Below are 14,500 nucleotides of genomic sequence, written 5' to 3'. Positions count from 1 at the left end.
GTTTGAAGCCGAGAACAGACCTGATCAGTTCCACGACTCTCGTTCTCCTGCTGGCTTCCGCACCGGCAGCCGCACAGACCGACATGATCGCACCCGACGGCGACGCCGAGGGCCTCTCCGTCTTCGGGCGCGTCGCGCCGCTCAACGACGCGCAGACCACGATGCAGGCCCCCCACGGCGAGGTGCGGATCGCACCGCTCGGTGACCGGCTGGAGATCGCCGTCTACGCCCGCGGGCTCGAGCCCGGGATGCATCGCACCCTCGTCCACGGCTTCGCCGACGCGTCTCCGCGCGAGGCGCGCTGCCCGACGCGCGACGCCGACATCAACGACGACGGCTTCGTCGATCTCGCCGAGGCCCGGCTCGTCGCCGGCATCGCGCTCATCCCGCTCACGGCCGACACGGTCGCGCTGCGCTACGAGAGCGAGTACTTCCCCGAGGCCGAGACCTGGGGCGTCGCCGATTTCGAGACGCGGGTCCGGATCGACGAGCTCGCGCAGGCCGTGCGAATGCGCCACGAGACGCCGCTGGCGCTCGAGACCCGCGTGGTCCTGATCCATGGCGTCGCCGAAGGCACCCTGTTGCCGCCGACCGTCTACGCGCCCGCGGGCCTGACGCCGCAGGAAGCGCTCCCCGTCGCCTGCGCGGAGCTCGCACCGTCGAGCGAACGGCTGCTGTGACAAGCACGGCTCATCGCAGCGCGCATGCGCGGAGGCTCGTGCGCGCAGGTCGAGCCCTCGAGGCGGTCTGCCGCCGGTGGCAGCCGCTCAGCCGAACGCCGGACGCGACGGAAGACCCATCCGCTTGAGCGCCATGACGACCGGGCACAGACCGGTGAACGACGCCTGGACGAGATGCGCGCCCATGAGCCCGGTGACCCAGAGCCAGGCGATGTCGTGGAAGACCGCCAGCAGGACGGACCCCAGGACGACGAGGCCGACGACGAGAAGGATGGTGCGTTCGATGGTCATGCTCTCCTCCCTGACGAGGACAGCATCGCGCTCCGGCGACCTTCGAGCAAGCGTCGTGTCGCGAGCGGCCGCCGACGATCGCATGCCCAGTCGAGGCGCAGGCGACGATGCCGGATCTCTCAGCGCGCTCCCGCAGTGGCGGCTCGCGCCTCGGGGAGCATCGCGCGGATCGCCTCGATCCGGTCCTGCGGCGCGGGATGCGTCGAGAGGATCGCCGGCGGGCCGCCGGCGGACGCCGCGTCCATGCGCTGCCAGAGGCCGACGGCCTCCTCGGGATCGTAGCCGGCCCGCGCCATCATGAAGAGGCCGAGCCGATCGGCTTCCAGCTCCTGCGCACGGCCGTAGGGACGCGCGAGGCCGAACTCGACGCCGACCCCTAGCGCTGCCGCGATCTCGCGGGCGAAGGCCACATCGCCGATGTCGAGGGCGAGCGCGACGAGCCGAACGCCGACCTGCTGCGCCACCTGCGCGGCGACACGCTCGCGGGCGTGGTCCGCCGCGAGATGCCCGATCTCGTGACCGACGACGGCGGCGAGCCCGCCCTCGCTCTGCGCGACCGGGAACAGCCCTTCGAGAATGCCGATCTTGCGGCCCGGGAGCACGAAGGCGTTCACGCCGGGCGCGGCGAAGACCTCGACCTCCCACGCGGACGGATCGGCGCCCTCCGCGACGAGGAGCCGCTCGGCGACGCGGCCGGCCGCCTCGCGCAGCGCGGGGTCACGCGTGGCCGGCATCTCGGCGCGCAGGCGCGACCATGCCTCCAGCCCGAGCCGCTCGATCGTCTCGGAGGGAACGAGGAAGGACGCCGCACGCTCGCAGCCCGACAGGCTGGGCGCGATCGCCGTGCAGGCGAGCCCGGTGACGAAGCGGCGGCGGGTCGGCGAGGCGAGATCGGAGAGGCGGGAGCAGGAGCGGCACATCGGTCGCGTCAACGCGCGCCAAGCTCGCGCGGTTCGCGTCACTCCTCGCGCGCCTTCTCGCGCGCCTTCTCGCGCGTCTTCTCGCGCACCTTGGGCCCGGCATCCGCGACGGGCCGGAGGTGCTCGACGGCGGTGCCGATCTCCTCGCAGATCATGTCGGCGACGATGCGCCGGTGGCAGCCCGCCGCGCAGGCCTCGAAGCACAGCAGCGCGGCGCGGCGGCCCCTGGCGATGGAGATCGCCCGGGCGAGGCCGTGCTGGGCCTCCAGCGTCTCCATGTGCGCGCCGAAGATCTCCTCCATCTCGCCGACGCGCCCCTTGCGCGCGGCCTCGCGCCCGGCCTTGGGCGTGCCGAGCGAGCGCAGGTGCTCGTAGGCGATCCCCTCCGCCTCGAGCGACGTGCCGAGGATCGTCTTGGAGAACCCCGCCCGCCGCGACGCCGCCACCGCGCGCACGTCGACGACGACCTCGACGCCCGCCGCGCGCAGCTCGGCGATCAATGCCGACAGCGTCGCCGCTTCGTAACCGATGGTGAAGAGCACGTCGCTCATGGCCTCGTCCGTCGTGCTGGTGGCGAATCCGCGCCTGCGAGACGGCGCAGACCGAGTTCGACACCGGCGGCGCGGCTTTGCAAGCTCTCGCTCGCGAAGCAGGCACGGGCTGCGCACGAGAGATGCGCCCGCTTCGGTCGCGTCGCGCTCGACATTCGACCGCGCATCGGCAACGATCCTGCCACATCGGGGGAGATCGAGAGAGATGGCGGGCACGCGGGTCAAGGCTCGAGCGGCGCCGACGTCTGGCCGCACCTTCGCGATCGGGCTCGGCTCGGCCGTCGCGGCCATGATCGTCCTGCAGATCGGAGCGGCGCTCTCGACGCCCGTCATGAAGGTGCACGGCGCGCTCGAGATCACCTGGCTCAGGCTCGCCTTCGCCGCGGTGCTGATCTGGATCGTCGCGCGTCCGAAGATACGGACGTACTCCGCCCTTCAGTGGCGGACGGCGCTCGCGCTGGGCGCCGCGATGGCTCTCGTCAACGTGGGCTTCTACCAGTCGCTGGTGACGATCCCCATCGGCGTCGCGGTCGCCATCGAGTTCCTCGGACCGCTGACGGTCGCGGCCTTGTACCTGATACGCACGGACCCGAGAGCGGTGATCTGGCCGATCTGCGCGGCCGCCGGGGTTCTCTGCCTGACGGTCGGCCCGCTCGGAGACTTTCCGTCGGCTGCCGGCCCGACCGCCGAGCAGGCGATCGGCATGGCCTGGGCCGCGAGCGCCGCGATCGGCTGGGGCGCCTACGTCGTGTTCATGCGGCGGACGGGGCATGCTTTCGCGGGCCTCGACGGCCTCGCGATGTCGCTCGCCGCGGCGACGCTGATCACGACGCCCTTCGCCCTCGCGACCTCGGACGGCCCGCCCTCCACGGACGCGCTTTTCGCGGGGCTATGCCTCGCCGTGCTCGTGCCGCTGATCCCCTACGCGCTGGAGATGGCGGCGCTCAAGCGCATGCATGTTCGGGAATTCGGCGTCTGCACGAGCGCGGAGCCGGTGATCGCGGTCCTGGTCGGATGGTTCGTGCTCGGTCAGATCCTCGGACCGATGCAGCTCGTCGGGGTCGTGCTCGTGACGCTCGCCATGACGCGCGTGATGCAGCTTCGGCGCCTCGAATGAGCCCGGCCGGCTCCACCTCGTGTTTTCGTTGACACGCGGGGGTTCTCACCTAGAATTCGGCGCCGCGGCCGCCCCTCCTGGGCGGCGCTTTCGTTTGGGCGCGCGGGATCCGCGCGCCGTGTCCCTGAGAGGATGGAGCCGTGACCTCTGCGATCCTGCCGACCTACGCACGTGCCGACGTGGCCTTCGAGAAGGGTGAAGGGGCCTGGCTCGTGTCGCGACGCGGCGAGCGCTATCTCGATTTCGGCGCGGGGATCGCGGTGAACGCGGTGGGGCATTCCCATCCGCACGTCGTCGGCGCGCTGGTCGAGCAGGCCCAGAAGCTCTGGCACACCTCGAACCTGTTCCAGGTTCCCGAGGGCGAGCGGCTCGCGCAGCGCCTCGTGGACAATACCTTCGCGGACTACGTCTTCTTCTCGAACTCGGGCGCGGAGGCGAACGAGGGCGCGATCAAGATGGCGCGCCGCTATCATTACGTGAACGGCAATCCCGAGCGCTTCCGCGTGCTCACCTTCGAGGGCGCCTTCCACGGCCGCACCATCGCCACCATCGCCGCCGGCGGGCAGAAGAAGTACCTCGAAGGCTTCGGCCCCAAGGCAGAGGGCTTCGACCAGGTGCCCTTCGGCGATCACGAGGCGATGCGCGCCGCGGTGGGTCCGGAGACGGCCGCGATCCTGATCGAGCCGATCCAGGGCGAGGGCGGCATCCGCTCCGTTCCCCACCAGTGCCTGCGCGGCCTGCGCGCCCTGTGCGACGAGGCGGGCATCCTGCTGATCTACGACGAGGTGCAGACCGGCGTCGGGCGCACCGGCAAGCTCTTCGCGCACGAATGGGCGGGTCCGGAGGCGCGCCCCGACATCATGTCCGTCGCCAAGGGCATCGGCGGCGGCTTCCCCATGGGCGCGATCCTGTGCACGGAGGAGGCCGGCAAGGGCCTCGCGCCGGGAACCCACGGGACCACCTTCGGCGGGAACGCGCTGGCCATGGCCGTGGGCAACGCCGTCCTCGACGTCGTGCTCGCCGACGGCTTCCTGGAGAACGTGCGCCGCACTGGCCTCTTCCTGAAGCAGCGCCTCGCGGAGCTGCGCGATCGCCATCCCGCGGTGCTCGAGGAGATCCGCGGCGAGGGCCTGATGATCGGCCTGCGCTCCAAGGTGCCCAACGGCGACCTCGTCGCGGCCATGCGCGACGAGAAGCTCATCGGCATCGCCGCCGGCGACAACGTCGTGCGCCTCCTGCCGCCGCTCATCGTCGGCGAGGCCGAGGCCGCCGAGGCCGTGCGCCGGATCGACGCCGCCTGCACCGCCATCGAGCGCAAGCTCGCCGGCGAGACCGACACCCCCGCCGCCGCCGTCGCGGGAGCCCGCTGATGAACGCCCCGATCAAGACCGCGACGCCCGCCGTGCGGCACTTCACCGACCTCACCGCGCATTCTGCGCAGGAGCTGCGCGGCATCCTCGACCTCGCCGCGCGCATCAAGGCCGGGCGCCGCCGCGGCGAGCGCCAGGCGGATCGTCCGCTCGAGGGCAAGACGCTGGCGATGATCTTCGACAAGCCCTCGACCCGCACCCGCGTCTCCTTCGACGTGGGCATGCGCGAGCTCGGCGGCGAGACCTTGATGCTCACGGGCCAGGAGATGCAGCTCGGCCGCGGCGAGACCATCGCCGACACGGCGCGGGTGCTCTCGCGCTACGTCGACGCCATCATGATCCGCATCCTCGATCACGACATGATGCTGGAGCTGGCGCAGAACGCGACGGTGCCCGTGATCAACGCGCTCACCAAGCTCTCGCATCCCTGCCAGATCATGGCGGACGTGATGACCTTCGAGGAGCATCGCGGGCCGATCGCCGGGCGCACCGTCGCCTGGGTGGGCGATTCGAACAACGTCCTCGCCTCCTGGGTGCATGCGGCCGCGCGCTTCGGCTTTCGCCTGCGCATCGCGACGCCCGCCGAGCTCGCGCCGCCCGCCGACCTGATCGCCTGGGCGAAGGCGGAGGGCGCGGACGTCGTCGTCGGCACCGATCCAGAGGCGGCGGTCGCCGACGCGGACGCCGTCGTCACCGATTGCTGGGTGTCGATGGGCGACGAGGAGGAGGGCCGCCGGCACAATCTCCTCCAGCCCTACCAGGTCAACGAAGCCCTCATGGCGAAAGCGAAATCGAACGCCATATTCATGCATTGCCTCCCCGCCCATCGCGGGGAGGAGGTGACGGACGGGGTCATGGACGGGCCGCGTTCCGTGGTGTTCGACGAGGCGGAGAACCGGCTGCACGCGCAGAAGGGCGTTCTCGCCTGGTGCTTCGGGATACAGGAATGACGCAGACCCAATTCGATGGTGCCGACGACATCGTGCTGCCCTTCGCCGTCGAGGCCCTCGACGTGCGCGGGCGCGTGGTGCGCCTCGGCGATGCCGTCGACACGCTGGTGAACCGCCACGGCTATCCGGACGCCGTCGCGCGGGTCGTCGGCGAGGCGGCGGCGCTGACCGCGCTGCTCGGCTCCGCGCTCAAGTTCGACGGCCGCTTCCAGCTGCAGACCAAGACCGACGGCGCGGTCGAGATGATCGTCGTCGACTACGACGCGCCCGACCGGCTGCGCGCCTTCGCCCGCTTCGACGCGGACAAGGTGGCGGCGACGGGCGCGGATTCCGGTGCGCTGCTCGGCCAGGGCCATCTCGCGATGACGATCGACCAGGGCCCCTCGACGAGCCGCTACCAGGGCATCGTGCCCCTCGAGGGCCAGGGGCTCGAGGAGGCGGCGCATCAGTATTTCCGCCAGTCGGAGCAGATCCCCACCCGCGTGCGCCTCGCGGTGGCGGAGGAGCTGACCGGCGGGGAGACGCGCGCCTATCGCGCGGGCGGGCTGATGGTGCAGTTCCTGCCCACCTCTCCCGAGCGCCAGCGCCAGGCCGAGCTGCCGCCGGGAGACATCCCCGACGGGCATCCCGCGCACGCGGCGGGCGCAGCCTCCGAGGACGACGCGTGGGTCGAGGCGCGCTCCCTCGTCGACACCGTGGAGGATCACGAGCTGATCGATCCCGCGCTGTCGAGCGAGCGCCTGCTGTTCCGGCTCTTCCACGAGCGGGGCGTGCGCGTCTTCGAGGGCCAGGGTATTCGCGAGGCCTGCCGCTGCTCGCGCGAGCGCGTCATGGACGTGCTCACCCGGTTCGACGCGGACGAGCGCCGCGAGATGGTCGCCGACGACGGCCGCGTGCAGGTGACCTGCGAGTTCTGCTCGCGCAAGTACGCCTTCGACCCGAGCGAGATCGAGGCGAAGGTCGAGGGGTGACGTGACGGGTGCGGACGGTGGTCGCGCGGCGCTCAGCGCTCGCCCGGCCGCCTACCGCGCGCGTGGTCGGCCAGAACCTCCGCCATGCGGCGCTCGAAGCCCTCCGGGTCCTGGCGCCGGAACCATGCGACCACGTCTTCGTCGACCGGCACGCGGACCGCGACGATGCGACCCCGCTCGTCGAGATCCACCTTCGGCCAGTCGACGCGGGTCAGATCGGGAATGTCGGAATAGTCGATATCCTCGTCCCGAATGCCGTCGAACCGCCGCGCCGCTTCGCTCGAGAGCGCAGGACGTCCGTTCGGATCAAGCCTCTTTCGGACCAGCGCCATGGCGCGCGACCTCTCGACTGTTCGCCTTTCGGGCCGAGATGATGCGAACGGTACCGCGACTTGCGCAGATTGCTCGCGGCTTTCGCCTCGTCCCACTCGAACTCCATCGGGCTCGCGCCCCCGGAACGCGATGCATTCCGGAGACGCGTACGCGATCACGGTGCGCGCGTCGAGCTTTGCGCGCATTCGATTCAAGATTCCATTCTAGGCTGCAGCGCTACGCCACCGCGCCGATACCCAGGATCGCCAGCAGCAGCAGGATCACGAATATCGCGATGAAGATGAAGAACAGCACCTTCGCAATGGAGGCCGCGCCCTTGGCGATGCCGGTGAAGCCGAGCGCGCCGGCGACCAGCGCGATGACGAGGAATATGAGGGCCCATTCGAGCATGAGAGTACTCCTGTTGGCTCGGTGAAGGGTGGATGCGGGGGAAGCGCGGGAGGCCGGCTCAGAGCCGCGCCGCCTGGAGCGCGTGGGCGACGCGATCGTCGCGCTGGTGCGGACCCGGCCCGATCGGGCCGTAATCGCCGCGCAGCGCCTTGAGCGCGTGGCGTTCGGTGTCGATCTCGCGCTCGGTGCGGATGTCGAGCGCGCGCAGCACCGGGACCGGCGGGCACCAGCCCTGGAGCGCGTGCTGCAGGAGGAAGGCCGTCACCGCCATCGGCAAGGCGAGGAAGCGGCGGTCGACGAAGGCGCCGAGCAGCGTGCCGCCGAGCGCCAGGGTCGCGGCGTTCGCCTCCAGAACGCGCTCGACGTCCCATTCGGCGTCGAGCTCCGCGAGGCGCGCGTCGATGCGCTCGGGATGGCGGGCGTGGTAGCGCACGCTGGCATTGGTCGCGTGATCGATGCGTGCGTTCGCCTCCTCGCTGGAATGGAGGCGCACGCGATTGGCCGTATCGCTGAGCATGTGGGCTCCTCGCGCGAGGCTGCGGGTTACGTCGTCGCACCCGGAACGCACGAGGCGATCGAATCGATCCCGGACGCTCAGCCGCCCGGCGTCTCGCTCGTATCGCCGGCCTTCGGCCGCAGAACCGTCTCCCGGCGCCCGACGAGGCGGCGCAGCCGCGATTTCGCCTCGGCATACCCGCTCTCGAGCCGGCCGAGCCGCGACGCCGCGCGGGCGAGCTCCGTCGCGCCGCGTCGGGGCGAGAGCCCGATCAGGAGGTCGGCGAAGACGAGCCGATCCGTCCACAGCGATTCCAGCGGGTGCCCCGGCAGGGCGCAGGAATCGAGCCGCACGAGCCCCACGTGCTCGACGCCCGTATGCGCGCCTGCGAGGATCTCCTCGCGCGTCCAGGCGTCGAGGAGCTGGCCGGGCGAGGCCTTGGCGTAGCGCTCGTCGTAGGCGCCCTTGAAGCTGCCGCCGCGATCGCCGGCGAGGATGTGGATCGCCGCCGCCACCGGCTCGCCCGCGACGCGCAGGACGTCGAGGACGACCCGCGGCGCCGTCGCCCGCGGCGAGAAGGCCGCGCGTGCGAAACGCTCCGTCTCCTCCGCGCAGGCGAGCGCCGTTCCGGCCGCGCCCTTCCAGCCGGCCTTCTCCAGCGCGAGGAAGACCTCGAGCCCGTCGCGCACGGCCTCGCCGGCCAGCGTCGCGTAGACCGGCTCGCCCCATTGCGAGAGCGTCTTCGCCGAGCGCCGCAGCTCCTTGCGCTTGCGCGTCGTGAGATCCTCGCCGGCGCCAGCGCGCACGATGGCGGCGCGCGCGATTTCGCGGACGGTGCCCTGTGCGAGCCCGGCGCGGAGCGCCGCCGCGTCGAGCGCGGTGCGCGTGCGCCCGGCGACGCACAAGGGCAGGTGCAGGAGCGCGCGGTGCTCGTGGCCGACGAGCGTGTCGATGAGGGCCGACGCGGCGCCGTCCGGGTCCTCCGCGTCGAGGAGGGGCGTGCCCTCCATGATCATCGGCCCGGTGAGCGCGCCGATGCGCGCGGGGAGATAGCCCGGGAGCGCCCGGCGCGGCCGCAGGGGCAGGAAGGCGAGCATGCGCAACGCCCCCTCCCCGTCCGTCGTCGTGACGACGGCGCAGGGCGGGTCCTTGCCGGCCATCAGCGGCACGAGGAAATCGGGACCGTAAAACGGGTTCGGATCGGCGGCGCCGTGGAGGAGGCGTGCCCACGCCGCGCGCAAGGCGGGATCGGCGTCGATCCGGGAGAGCGGCAGCACGGCCCCCTGCGCGACGCGTGCCGCACCCGTTCTCTCGCGCCATCCGCCCATGCCGGCCTCCCTCGCCCGAGCCACCGGGCGAGCACTCTACCGGGAGGGCTTTAAACGCGGGTTACGCAGCGGCGGGTTCAGCCGTCGGCGTCGGCGCGGCGCAGGCGCTCCCAGGAATTCGGCTGGGCGACCATGGTGCGGATCGCATCGAGATTGGCGTCCACCGCCGCCGGCGCGAGGTCGCGGGCGAGCACCGTCTCGGCATCGTCCATCTTGCCCTGGAGGCCCAGGACGAGGGCGAGGTTCTGGCGCACGCGCTGGTCCGCCGCCGGATGCGCGGCGGCCTGGCGCAGCTTCACCTCCGCGTCCGCCAGCTTGCCGGCGAGCGCGAGGGAGAGGCCGTAATTCGAGAGCACCGTCGGCTCGCCGGGGGCGATGTTCAGCGCCGCCTCGTAGAAGCGCTGCGCGCGCACGGCGTCGCCCAGCTGATCGGCCACGGCGCCCTGGGCGGAGAGGACGCGCCAGTCCGGGTTCTGCGGGGAATGGGCGCGGGCGAGCACCTCCTGCGCCTCCTGGAAGCGCCCCGCATCGGCGAGGGCGCGGCCGTAGGCGCCGGCGAGGGCGCGATCGTCCGCGTTGCGCATGGAGGCCTGCTGGAGCACGGCCACCGCCTGCGCCCGCTGGTCCATGCGCCGCAGCACCTGCGCGTAGGCCATGGCCACGGCGGCGTTGCCGGGATCGCGGGCGTTGCGCTGGGCGAGCGTCTCGGAGACGCTGCGCAGGTCGTTCTCGGAGAGCGCCTCCAGCCGCGCCGGATCGATGCCGCCGGTGGTCGTGGGGCCGCTGCCGAAGCGCGAGGAGAGGCACCCGGCGGTGGCGAGGGCGAGCACGCCCACGAGGGCGAGCCCGGGCAGCCGCCGCAGGCGGGCGTTCGAGACGGCCTTCGCATGCATCGCCCGGATTCGTGTCGTCGTCATCCCCCGCCCCCTCGGCGCACGCTGCGCGCGGTCTCGCCGCCGCGTAGCAAGTCGCTGACGTGAATAGACTTTTAACCTTAAGGGGCCGTTAACGCCGCCCTCCTCCCTGGACCGGCGGCCCCGCGCGCGCTACGAGAGCGCGTGCCGAACGCTCCCGCCCGCTCCCTGCGCCTCGTCGTCCACGCCGCCCTCCTCGTCACGGGCGCGGCGACGCTCGCGCTGGAGCTGATCGCCTCGCGGCTGCTCACGCCCTACGTGGGTGGCGGGCTCGTGGTCTGGACGGCGATCCTGTCGGTGACACTGCTGGCGCTGGCGCTCGGCTATCATCTCGGCTCGCGGCGCTCCGGCGAGAGCCCGGGGCGGGCCTTCGCGCGCATTCCCGCCTATGCCGCCATCGTGCTCGCGCTGACCGCGGCGCTCACCCCCATGCTGCTGCCGCAGCTCGCGGTCGGCGGCGCGCTCACGGGAGCCTTCGTGGGGGTGATCCTCGTTCTCGCGCCGGCGCTCGTCCTGTTGAGCGCCATGGGCCCGCTCGCCATCGCCCTCGTCTCGACGGGCGAGGGCGACAGCGGCGCCGGCGAGGTCTTCGCCATCTCGACGGTGGGCTCCGTCGCCGGCGTCTTCCTCGCCGCCTTCGCCCTCCTGCCCTTCATGGCGCCGCCCGCGACCCTCGTCGTGCTGGCGCTCGCGCTCCTCGCCACCGCCTTCGTCGCGGCGCGCGCGCTCGGCGAGGTCCGCGCGGTGGTGGTCCTCCTGCCCGGCGCGATCGCCGCCCTCGCGCTCGCGGGCGCGACCCTGTTCGGGGAGACGCTCCTCGGCGGCCCCCGCGAGATCGCCTTCGGGCCCTATCGCGTGACGCACGTCGCCACGGAGCGCAGCGCGCACGCGACCGTGATCGTCGTCGACGTGACGAGCCCGTCGCGGGAGGGCCGCGTGCGGCTCTATCTCGAGGAGAACCAGGTCCAGAGCGCCGCCTCCGAGGGCCTGCCCGGGACGCCGCTGCTCTACGCCGCGATCACCGAGGCGCTCGTCGACGCGACCGTGCCCGCCGGCGGGCGGGTGCTCCTCCTCGGCCTCGCCGGCGGGACCATCGCCAGCGATCTCGCCCGCGCGGGCTTCGCCGTCGAGGCGGTGGACGTGAACCCGGACGCCGCGCGCATCGCCGCGCGCTGGTTCGACCTCTCGCCCGACGTCGCCGTCTCGATCGCCGATGCGCGCCGCGCGCTCGAGACCTGCGCCGGCCCCTACGACGCCGTCGTCCTCGACGTCTATTCGGGGCTCGAGATCCCCGAGCATCTCGTCACGCGCGAGACCTTCGACGCCGCGGCGGCGTGCCTCGCGCCCGGTGGCGCCATGATCGTCAACGCCGTCCTGCCGGGCCTCGACGCCCGTCCGACGCGCCGCCTCCTCGCGGCGCTCGCGGCCGCGACCGGCGGTTCGATCGCGCTCTACGAGGACGCGCGCGGCACGGACGGGCGCCTCAACCGCATGCTGCTCGCCGGCGCGCCCGCGGCCGACCCGCCGACGCTCGCCATCGACGATTATCCGAGCGACCTCTTCGCGCGCGCGCCGCGCACCCTGGCACCGACGATCGTCACCGGCCCCGACCTCGCCGACGTCGCGCCGCTGACGGATTGGAGCAACGACTTCGCGCTCGGCATCGCGCTGGCGACGCCGGCACCGTCGGTGTTCGGCATCCCGGCGAGCTGGTATTGAGGACGGCGCGCCTCACACGACCCAGTACGCGGCCCCGATGTCGCCGGCGACGGACGCGCGGTTCTCCGGCGAGAGAGCGATTCCGGCGAGCACGTCCGCGTGCGTGAGGAAGCCTGTCGCGAGCTGGCTCGCCCAAAAAGCCAGTCCGCCGAGATCCGGCGCGCGGTCGAGGATGTTGCGATAGAACTCCGTGACGAAGCTCGCCTCCGTCTGGTTCCAGAAGGCACCGTAGCGCGCGACGTATTCGGGTGCGCCGAGGAAGGCGTTCGCCACCGCTTGCAGGGAGGCGCCGCGGTCGAGCGCGTTCGTCCAATGGAGGAGCCCACCCTCGTCGGGCGTGCGCCCGAAGGCCGCGGAGTAGAGCAGGTAGGCCTCGTCCATGTTGCCGCTGCGCGGGCCGGCGAGAAACTTGCCGTCGCGCAGCTCCACCTCCTCCACCGACACGAGAGCCACGCGCTCCCCCGTGATGCGGCTCTGGAGCTCGAAGCCGGTCGTTCCACGGAAAGCGTCCACCGCGCTGCGCGCCAGATCGACGAAGAGCGTGTCGTAGCCCGGGCCGAGATCGACCCGCCTGATGCCTCTGTCGAGCGTGAACCAGTCGTTGGAGGTCGTTCCGATCGTCTCGTCGGCGCGGGCCGTCAGGAGCCGATCGTTGAAGGTCATCGCCTCCTCGAGCCAGTAGCGATGCGCGCCGAGCGCGGTAGCGGCAGCCCCCGTCGAGACGACGCCGACCGCATAGGGGCCGTCGCCGTAATCGTAGTAGATCGGCCCGCCCGAATTGCCGGGATTCACCTCGAGATCCCTGCCGATGTAGTAGACCCCGTCGACGGAGCTGCGGCTCACGCTGCCGCCGTCGTACATCAGCCGGACCCCGTAGACGCCGGGATGGCCCAGCACGCCGACGTTCCCGCCGGTGAAGCCCCAGTCGATGCCCATCCAGCCGAACTGATCGCCGAGCGGATCGCGCAGCGAGATCAAAGCGAGGTCGAGCTCGGATTCCGCCAGCGTCCCGCGGCGGAAGTCGCCGGGAAACAATCGTCCATCGCCATCCGGGTCGAAATCAGGAAAAAACTGATAGGTGAGATCGTCGTAATAGAGGTTGTCGAACGAGCTGGGATTGTAGGATGGATAGACGCGGATGTAGTCCGGCGTTCCGCCGAGCGACTGGCTGTAGATCACGTGCGAGGCTGTGACGATGTCGTTGCGGCCGACGAGGACACCGGAGCCGGTGGCGTAGGCGCTGCCCCACCACGCCTCGATGAAGACGATGGTGGTCCCAGGATAGATGTCGTCGTCAGCTTGAAAGGTCGTCGTCACGGTCGCCCCCGGGGTCGTCTGGGCCGAGATCCCGAGGCCGGCGGCTTCGTCCGTCGCGCTCCATGAAACCGTCCCTCAATTGTATTGGGAACCCTACGCAAGCGACCAGACGAGTCAAGAGCGACACCTTGGCTCAGCGAACCCGCGGCCGCGCTCGCGCTAGACTGCCGGCGATGACCGTCCTGATCCGCTTCGCCGCCGCCCTCCTCGCGATCGTCGTCCTCGCCTTCGTCCTGCCGCTCACGACCCACGCGCTCTACTGGATGTCGCGCGACGGGATGCCGGCGCGCTGGAGCGCGGCGGATTGGTCGAGCACCGGGCTCCTGCCCGCCGACGCACGCGCGGCGCCGCAGGCGCTGGTGCGCGTCTACGCCGCGCGGACGGGGCGGTGGCGGGGGATCGTGGCGCATCATTCCTGGATCGTGGTGAAGGAAGCGGGCGCGCCCGCCTACACGCGCTTCGACAAGGTCGGCTGGGGCTCGCCCATCCGCGTCAACGGCTGGGCGCCGGACGGGCGCTGGTACTCGAACCCGCCCGAGCTCGTCCTCGCGCTCGACGGCGCGGCGGCCGAGCGCGCCATCCCGGCGCTGCGCGCGGCGGTGGAGGCCTATCCGTGGAGCGGCCGGGGCGATTACCGCGCCTGGCCCGGTCCGAACTCCAACACCTTCGTCGCCTTCGTGCTGGAGCACGCCGCGCGCGAGCGGCCCGAGCTCGCCGTCTCCCTGCCGCCCACCGCGCTCGGCAAGGACTGGTCTGCGGAAGGGTGGCGCGCCTCGCTCGCGGCCGGCGGCGCGGGGTTGCGCCTCTCGTGGTCAGGCCTCGCGGGCGTGACGATCGGGCGCCTCGAGGGCGTCGAGATCAACCTCGCGGGCCTCGTCGCGGGCCTCGACGTCCTGCGACCAGCGATCAAGCTCCCCGGCTGGGGCCGGATCGGGCTCGACCCCGTGTCACCGCATCCCGACGAGAAGTGAGCAATTGGCGATCCCGGGAGGACTCGAACCTCCGACCAACGGTTTAGGAAACCGCTGCTCTGTCCTGCTGAGCTACGGGACCAGCGTCAGGCAGGCCTTCTAGCATGCGAGAGCATCCGTTTCCACCCGGATGCGCGAAGGCGCTTGACCTTCCCACCGCTGGAAGCTTCACAGAGGCGTGG

The 14,500-nt window shown here is 71.8% G+C and carries 16 protein-coding genes and 1 tRNA gene; 7 read left to right on the top strand and 10 right to left on the bottom strand.

What is annotated here, in order from left to right:
• The first annotated feature begins 83 nt into the window (after positions 1 to 83).
• Positions 84 to 680: a hypothetical protein gene (locus IEX89_RS11810; RefSeq protein WP_188913129.1), complete on the top strand. Its 597-nt coding sequence runs from the start codon at positions 84 to 86 to the stop codon at positions 678 to 680.
• Positions 681 to 767: 87 nt separating this feature from the next.
• Here the strand turns inward: IEX89_RS11810 and IEX89_RS11805 are convergent, their stop codons facing one another.
• The 3 genes from IEX89_RS11805 to IEX89_RS11795 all read right to left on the bottom strand — a co-directional run bounded on the left by IEX89_RS11805 (position 768) and on the right by IEX89_RS11795 (position 2,442).
• Positions 768 to 971 (bottom strand): YgaP-like transmembrane domain, encoded by a 204-nt coding sequence (locus IEX89_RS11805; protein WP_188913127.1) that lies wholly within the window; start codon positions 969 to 971, stop codon positions 768 to 770.
• 119 nt (positions 972 to 1,090) lie between these two features.
• Complete coding sequence (locus IEX89_RS11800; RefSeq protein WP_188913125.1) at positions 1,091 to 1,903, bottom strand: M48 family metallopeptidase; 813 nt, start codon at positions 1,901 to 1,903, stop codon at positions 1,091 to 1,093.
• Positions 1,904 to 1,929: 26 nt separating this feature from the next.
• Complete coding sequence (locus tag IEX89_RS11795) at positions 1,930 to 2,442, bottom strand: DUF488 domain-containing protein (protein ID WP_188913124.1); 513 nt, start codon at positions 2,440 to 2,442, stop codon at positions 1,930 to 1,932.
• A 205-nt stretch (positions 2,443 to 2,647) separates the two neighbouring features.
• On the opposite strand from IEX89_RS11795, the gene IEX89_RS11790 reads away from it, so the two are divergent.
• The 4 genes from IEX89_RS11790 to IEX89_RS11775 all read left to right on the top strand — a co-directional run bounded on the left by IEX89_RS11790 (position 2,648) and on the right by IEX89_RS11775 (position 6,850).
• Entirely contained in the window at positions 2,648 to 3,559 is a 912-nt protein-coding gene (locus IEX89_RS11790) for an EamA family transporter (RefSeq protein WP_188913122.1), read from the top strand.
• 140 nt (positions 3,560 to 3,699) lie between these two features.
• The gene (locus IEX89_RS11785; RefSeq protein ID WP_188913120.1) at positions 3,700 to 4,929 is read left to right on the top strand and encodes an aspartate aminotransferase family protein; all 1,230 of its coding nucleotides are present in this window, start codon (positions 3,700 to 3,702) and stop codon (positions 4,927 to 4,929) included.
• Entirely contained in the window at positions 4,929 to 5,879 is a 951-nt protein-coding gene (argF, locus tag IEX89_RS11780) for an ornithine carbamoyltransferase (RefSeq protein ID WP_188913118.1), read from the top strand. The genes IEX89_RS11785 and argF overlap by 1 nt, the downstream gene beginning before the upstream one ends.
• Positions 5,876 to 6,850 carry an Hsp33 family molecular chaperone gene (locus IEX89_RS11775; protein ID WP_188913116.1) on the top strand — a complete coding sequence of 325 codons (975 nt, stop codon included), beginning with the start codon at positions 5,876 to 5,878 and terminating at the stop codon, positions 6,848 to 6,850. The genes argF and IEX89_RS11775 overlap by 4 nt, the downstream gene beginning before the upstream one ends.
• A 32-nt stretch (positions 6,851 to 6,882) precedes the next feature.
• On the opposite strand, the gene IEX89_RS11770 is transcribed toward IEX89_RS11775, so the two are convergent.
• From IEX89_RS11770 to IEX89_RS11750, 5 genes are all read right to left on the bottom strand, one after another.
• The gene (locus IEX89_RS11770; protein ID WP_188913114.1) at positions 6,883 to 7,182 is read right to left on the bottom strand and encodes a hypothetical protein; all 300 of its coding nucleotides are present in this window, start codon (positions 7,180 to 7,182) and stop codon (positions 6,883 to 6,885) included.
• A 217-nt stretch (positions 7,183 to 7,399) separates the two neighbouring features.
• The gene (locus IEX89_RS11765; RefSeq protein ID WP_188913112.1) at positions 7,400 to 7,573 is read right to left on the bottom strand and encodes a DUF1328 domain-containing protein; all 174 of its coding nucleotides are present in this window, start codon (positions 7,571 to 7,573) and stop codon (positions 7,400 to 7,402) included.
• A 58-nt stretch (positions 7,574 to 7,631) separates the two neighbouring features.
• Complete coding sequence (locus tag IEX89_RS11760; protein WP_188913110.1) at positions 7,632 to 8,090, bottom strand: hypothetical protein; 459 nt, start codon at positions 8,088 to 8,090, stop codon at positions 7,632 to 7,634.
• 77 nt (positions 8,091 to 8,167) lie between these two features.
• Positions 8,168 to 9,397 carry a GNAT family N-acetyltransferase gene (locus tag IEX89_RS11755; RefSeq protein WP_188913108.1) on the bottom strand — a complete coding sequence of 410 codons (1,230 nt, stop codon included), beginning with the start codon at positions 9,395 to 9,397 and terminating at the stop codon, positions 8,168 to 8,170.
• 77 nt (positions 9,398 to 9,474) lie between these two features.
• On the bottom strand, positions 9,475 to 10,314 hold the full coding sequence (locus tag IEX89_RS11750) for a tetratricopeptide repeat protein (protein WP_244645324.1): 840 nt from the start codon (positions 10,312 to 10,314) through the stop codon (positions 9,475 to 9,477).
• Positions 10,315 to 10,455: 141 nt separating this feature from the next.
• On the opposite strand from IEX89_RS11750, the gene IEX89_RS11745 reads away from it, so the two are divergent.
• Positions 10,456 to 12,030 (top strand): fused MFS/spermidine synthase, encoded by a 1,575-nt coding sequence (locus tag IEX89_RS11745; protein WP_188913106.1) that lies wholly within the window; start codon positions 10,456 to 10,458, stop codon positions 12,028 to 12,030.
• Between the two features lie 12 nt (positions 12,031 to 12,042).
• Here the strand turns inward: IEX89_RS11745 and IEX89_RS11740 are convergent, their stop codons facing one another.
• A complete protein-coding gene (locus IEX89_RS11740) occupies positions 12,043 to 13,347 on the bottom strand; it encodes a DUF4214 domain-containing protein (RefSeq protein WP_188913104.1) in 1,305 nt (434 codons plus the stop codon).
• A 173-nt stretch (positions 13,348 to 13,520) separates the two neighbouring features.
• On the opposite strand from IEX89_RS11740, the gene IEX89_RS11735 reads away from it, so the two are divergent.
• Positions 13,521 to 14,318: a DUF3750 domain-containing protein gene (locus tag IEX89_RS11735; protein ID WP_188913102.1), complete on the top strand. Its 798-nt coding sequence runs from the start codon at positions 13,521 to 13,523 to the stop codon at positions 14,316 to 14,318.
• 5 nt (positions 14,319 to 14,323) lie between these two features.
• Here the strand turns inward: IEX89_RS11735 and IEX89_RS11730 are convergent.
• A tRNA-Arg gene (locus tag IEX89_RS11730) sits at positions 14,324 to 14,400 on the bottom strand.
• Positions 14,401 to 14,500 lie beyond the last annotated feature (100 nt).

It is taken from the genome of Salinarimonas ramus (assembly GCF_014645695.1).
Taxonomy (GTDB): domain Bacteria; phylum Pseudomonadota; class Alphaproteobacteria; order Rhizobiales; family Beijerinckiaceae; genus Salinarimonas; species Salinarimonas ramus.
Note: the sequence above shows the minus strand (reverse complement) of the source record. Positions and strands in the feature narration are given on the sequence as shown.

Excerpts from the sequence above, each read along its gene's own strand:
- IEX89_RS11810 (WP_188913129.1), top strand. The coding sequence starts at position 84 with ATGATCGCACCCGACGGCGACGCCGAGGGCCTCTCCGTCTTCGGGCGC.
- IEX89_RS11805 (WP_188913127.1), bottom strand. The coding sequence starts at position 971 with ATGACCATCGAACGCACCATCCTTCTCGTCGTCGGCCTCGTCGTCCTG.
- IEX89_RS11795 (WP_188913124.1), bottom strand. The coding sequence starts at position 2,442 with ATGAGCGACGTGCTCTTCACCATCGGTTACGAAGCGGCGACGCTGTCG.
- IEX89_RS11790 (WP_188913122.1), top strand. The coding sequence starts at position 2,648 with ATGGCGGGCACGCGGGTCAAGGCTCGAGCGGCGCCGACGTCTGGCCGC.
- argF (WP_188913118.1), top strand. The coding sequence starts at position 4,929 with ATGAACGCCCCGATCAAGACCGCGACGCCCGCCGTGCGGCACTTCACC.
- IEX89_RS11775 (WP_188913116.1), top strand. The coding sequence starts at position 5,876 with ATGACGCAGACCCAATTCGATGGTGCCGACGACATCGTGCTGCCCTTC.
- IEX89_RS11770 (WP_188913114.1), bottom strand. The coding sequence starts at position 7,182 with ATGGCGCTGGTCCGAAAGAGGCTTGATCCGAACGGACGTCCTGCGCTC.
- IEX89_RS11765 (WP_188913112.1), bottom strand. The coding sequence starts at position 7,573 with ATGCTCGAATGGGCCCTCATATTCCTCGTCATCGCGCTGGTCGCCGGC.
- IEX89_RS11760 (WP_188913110.1), bottom strand. The coding sequence starts at position 8,090 with ATGCTCAGCGATACGGCCAATCGCGTGCGCCTCCATTCCAGCGAGGAG.
- IEX89_RS11755 (WP_188913108.1), bottom strand. The coding sequence starts at position 9,397 with ATGGGCGGATGGCGCGAGAGAACGGGTGCGGCACGCGTCGCGCAGGGG.
- IEX89_RS11750 (WP_244645324.1), bottom strand. The coding sequence starts at position 10,314 with ATGACGACGACACGAATCCGGGCGATGCATGCGAAGGCCGTCTCGAAC.
- IEX89_RS11735 (WP_188913102.1), top strand. The coding sequence starts at position 13,521 with ATGACCGTCCTGATCCGCTTCGCCGCCGCCCTCCTCGCGATCGTCGTC.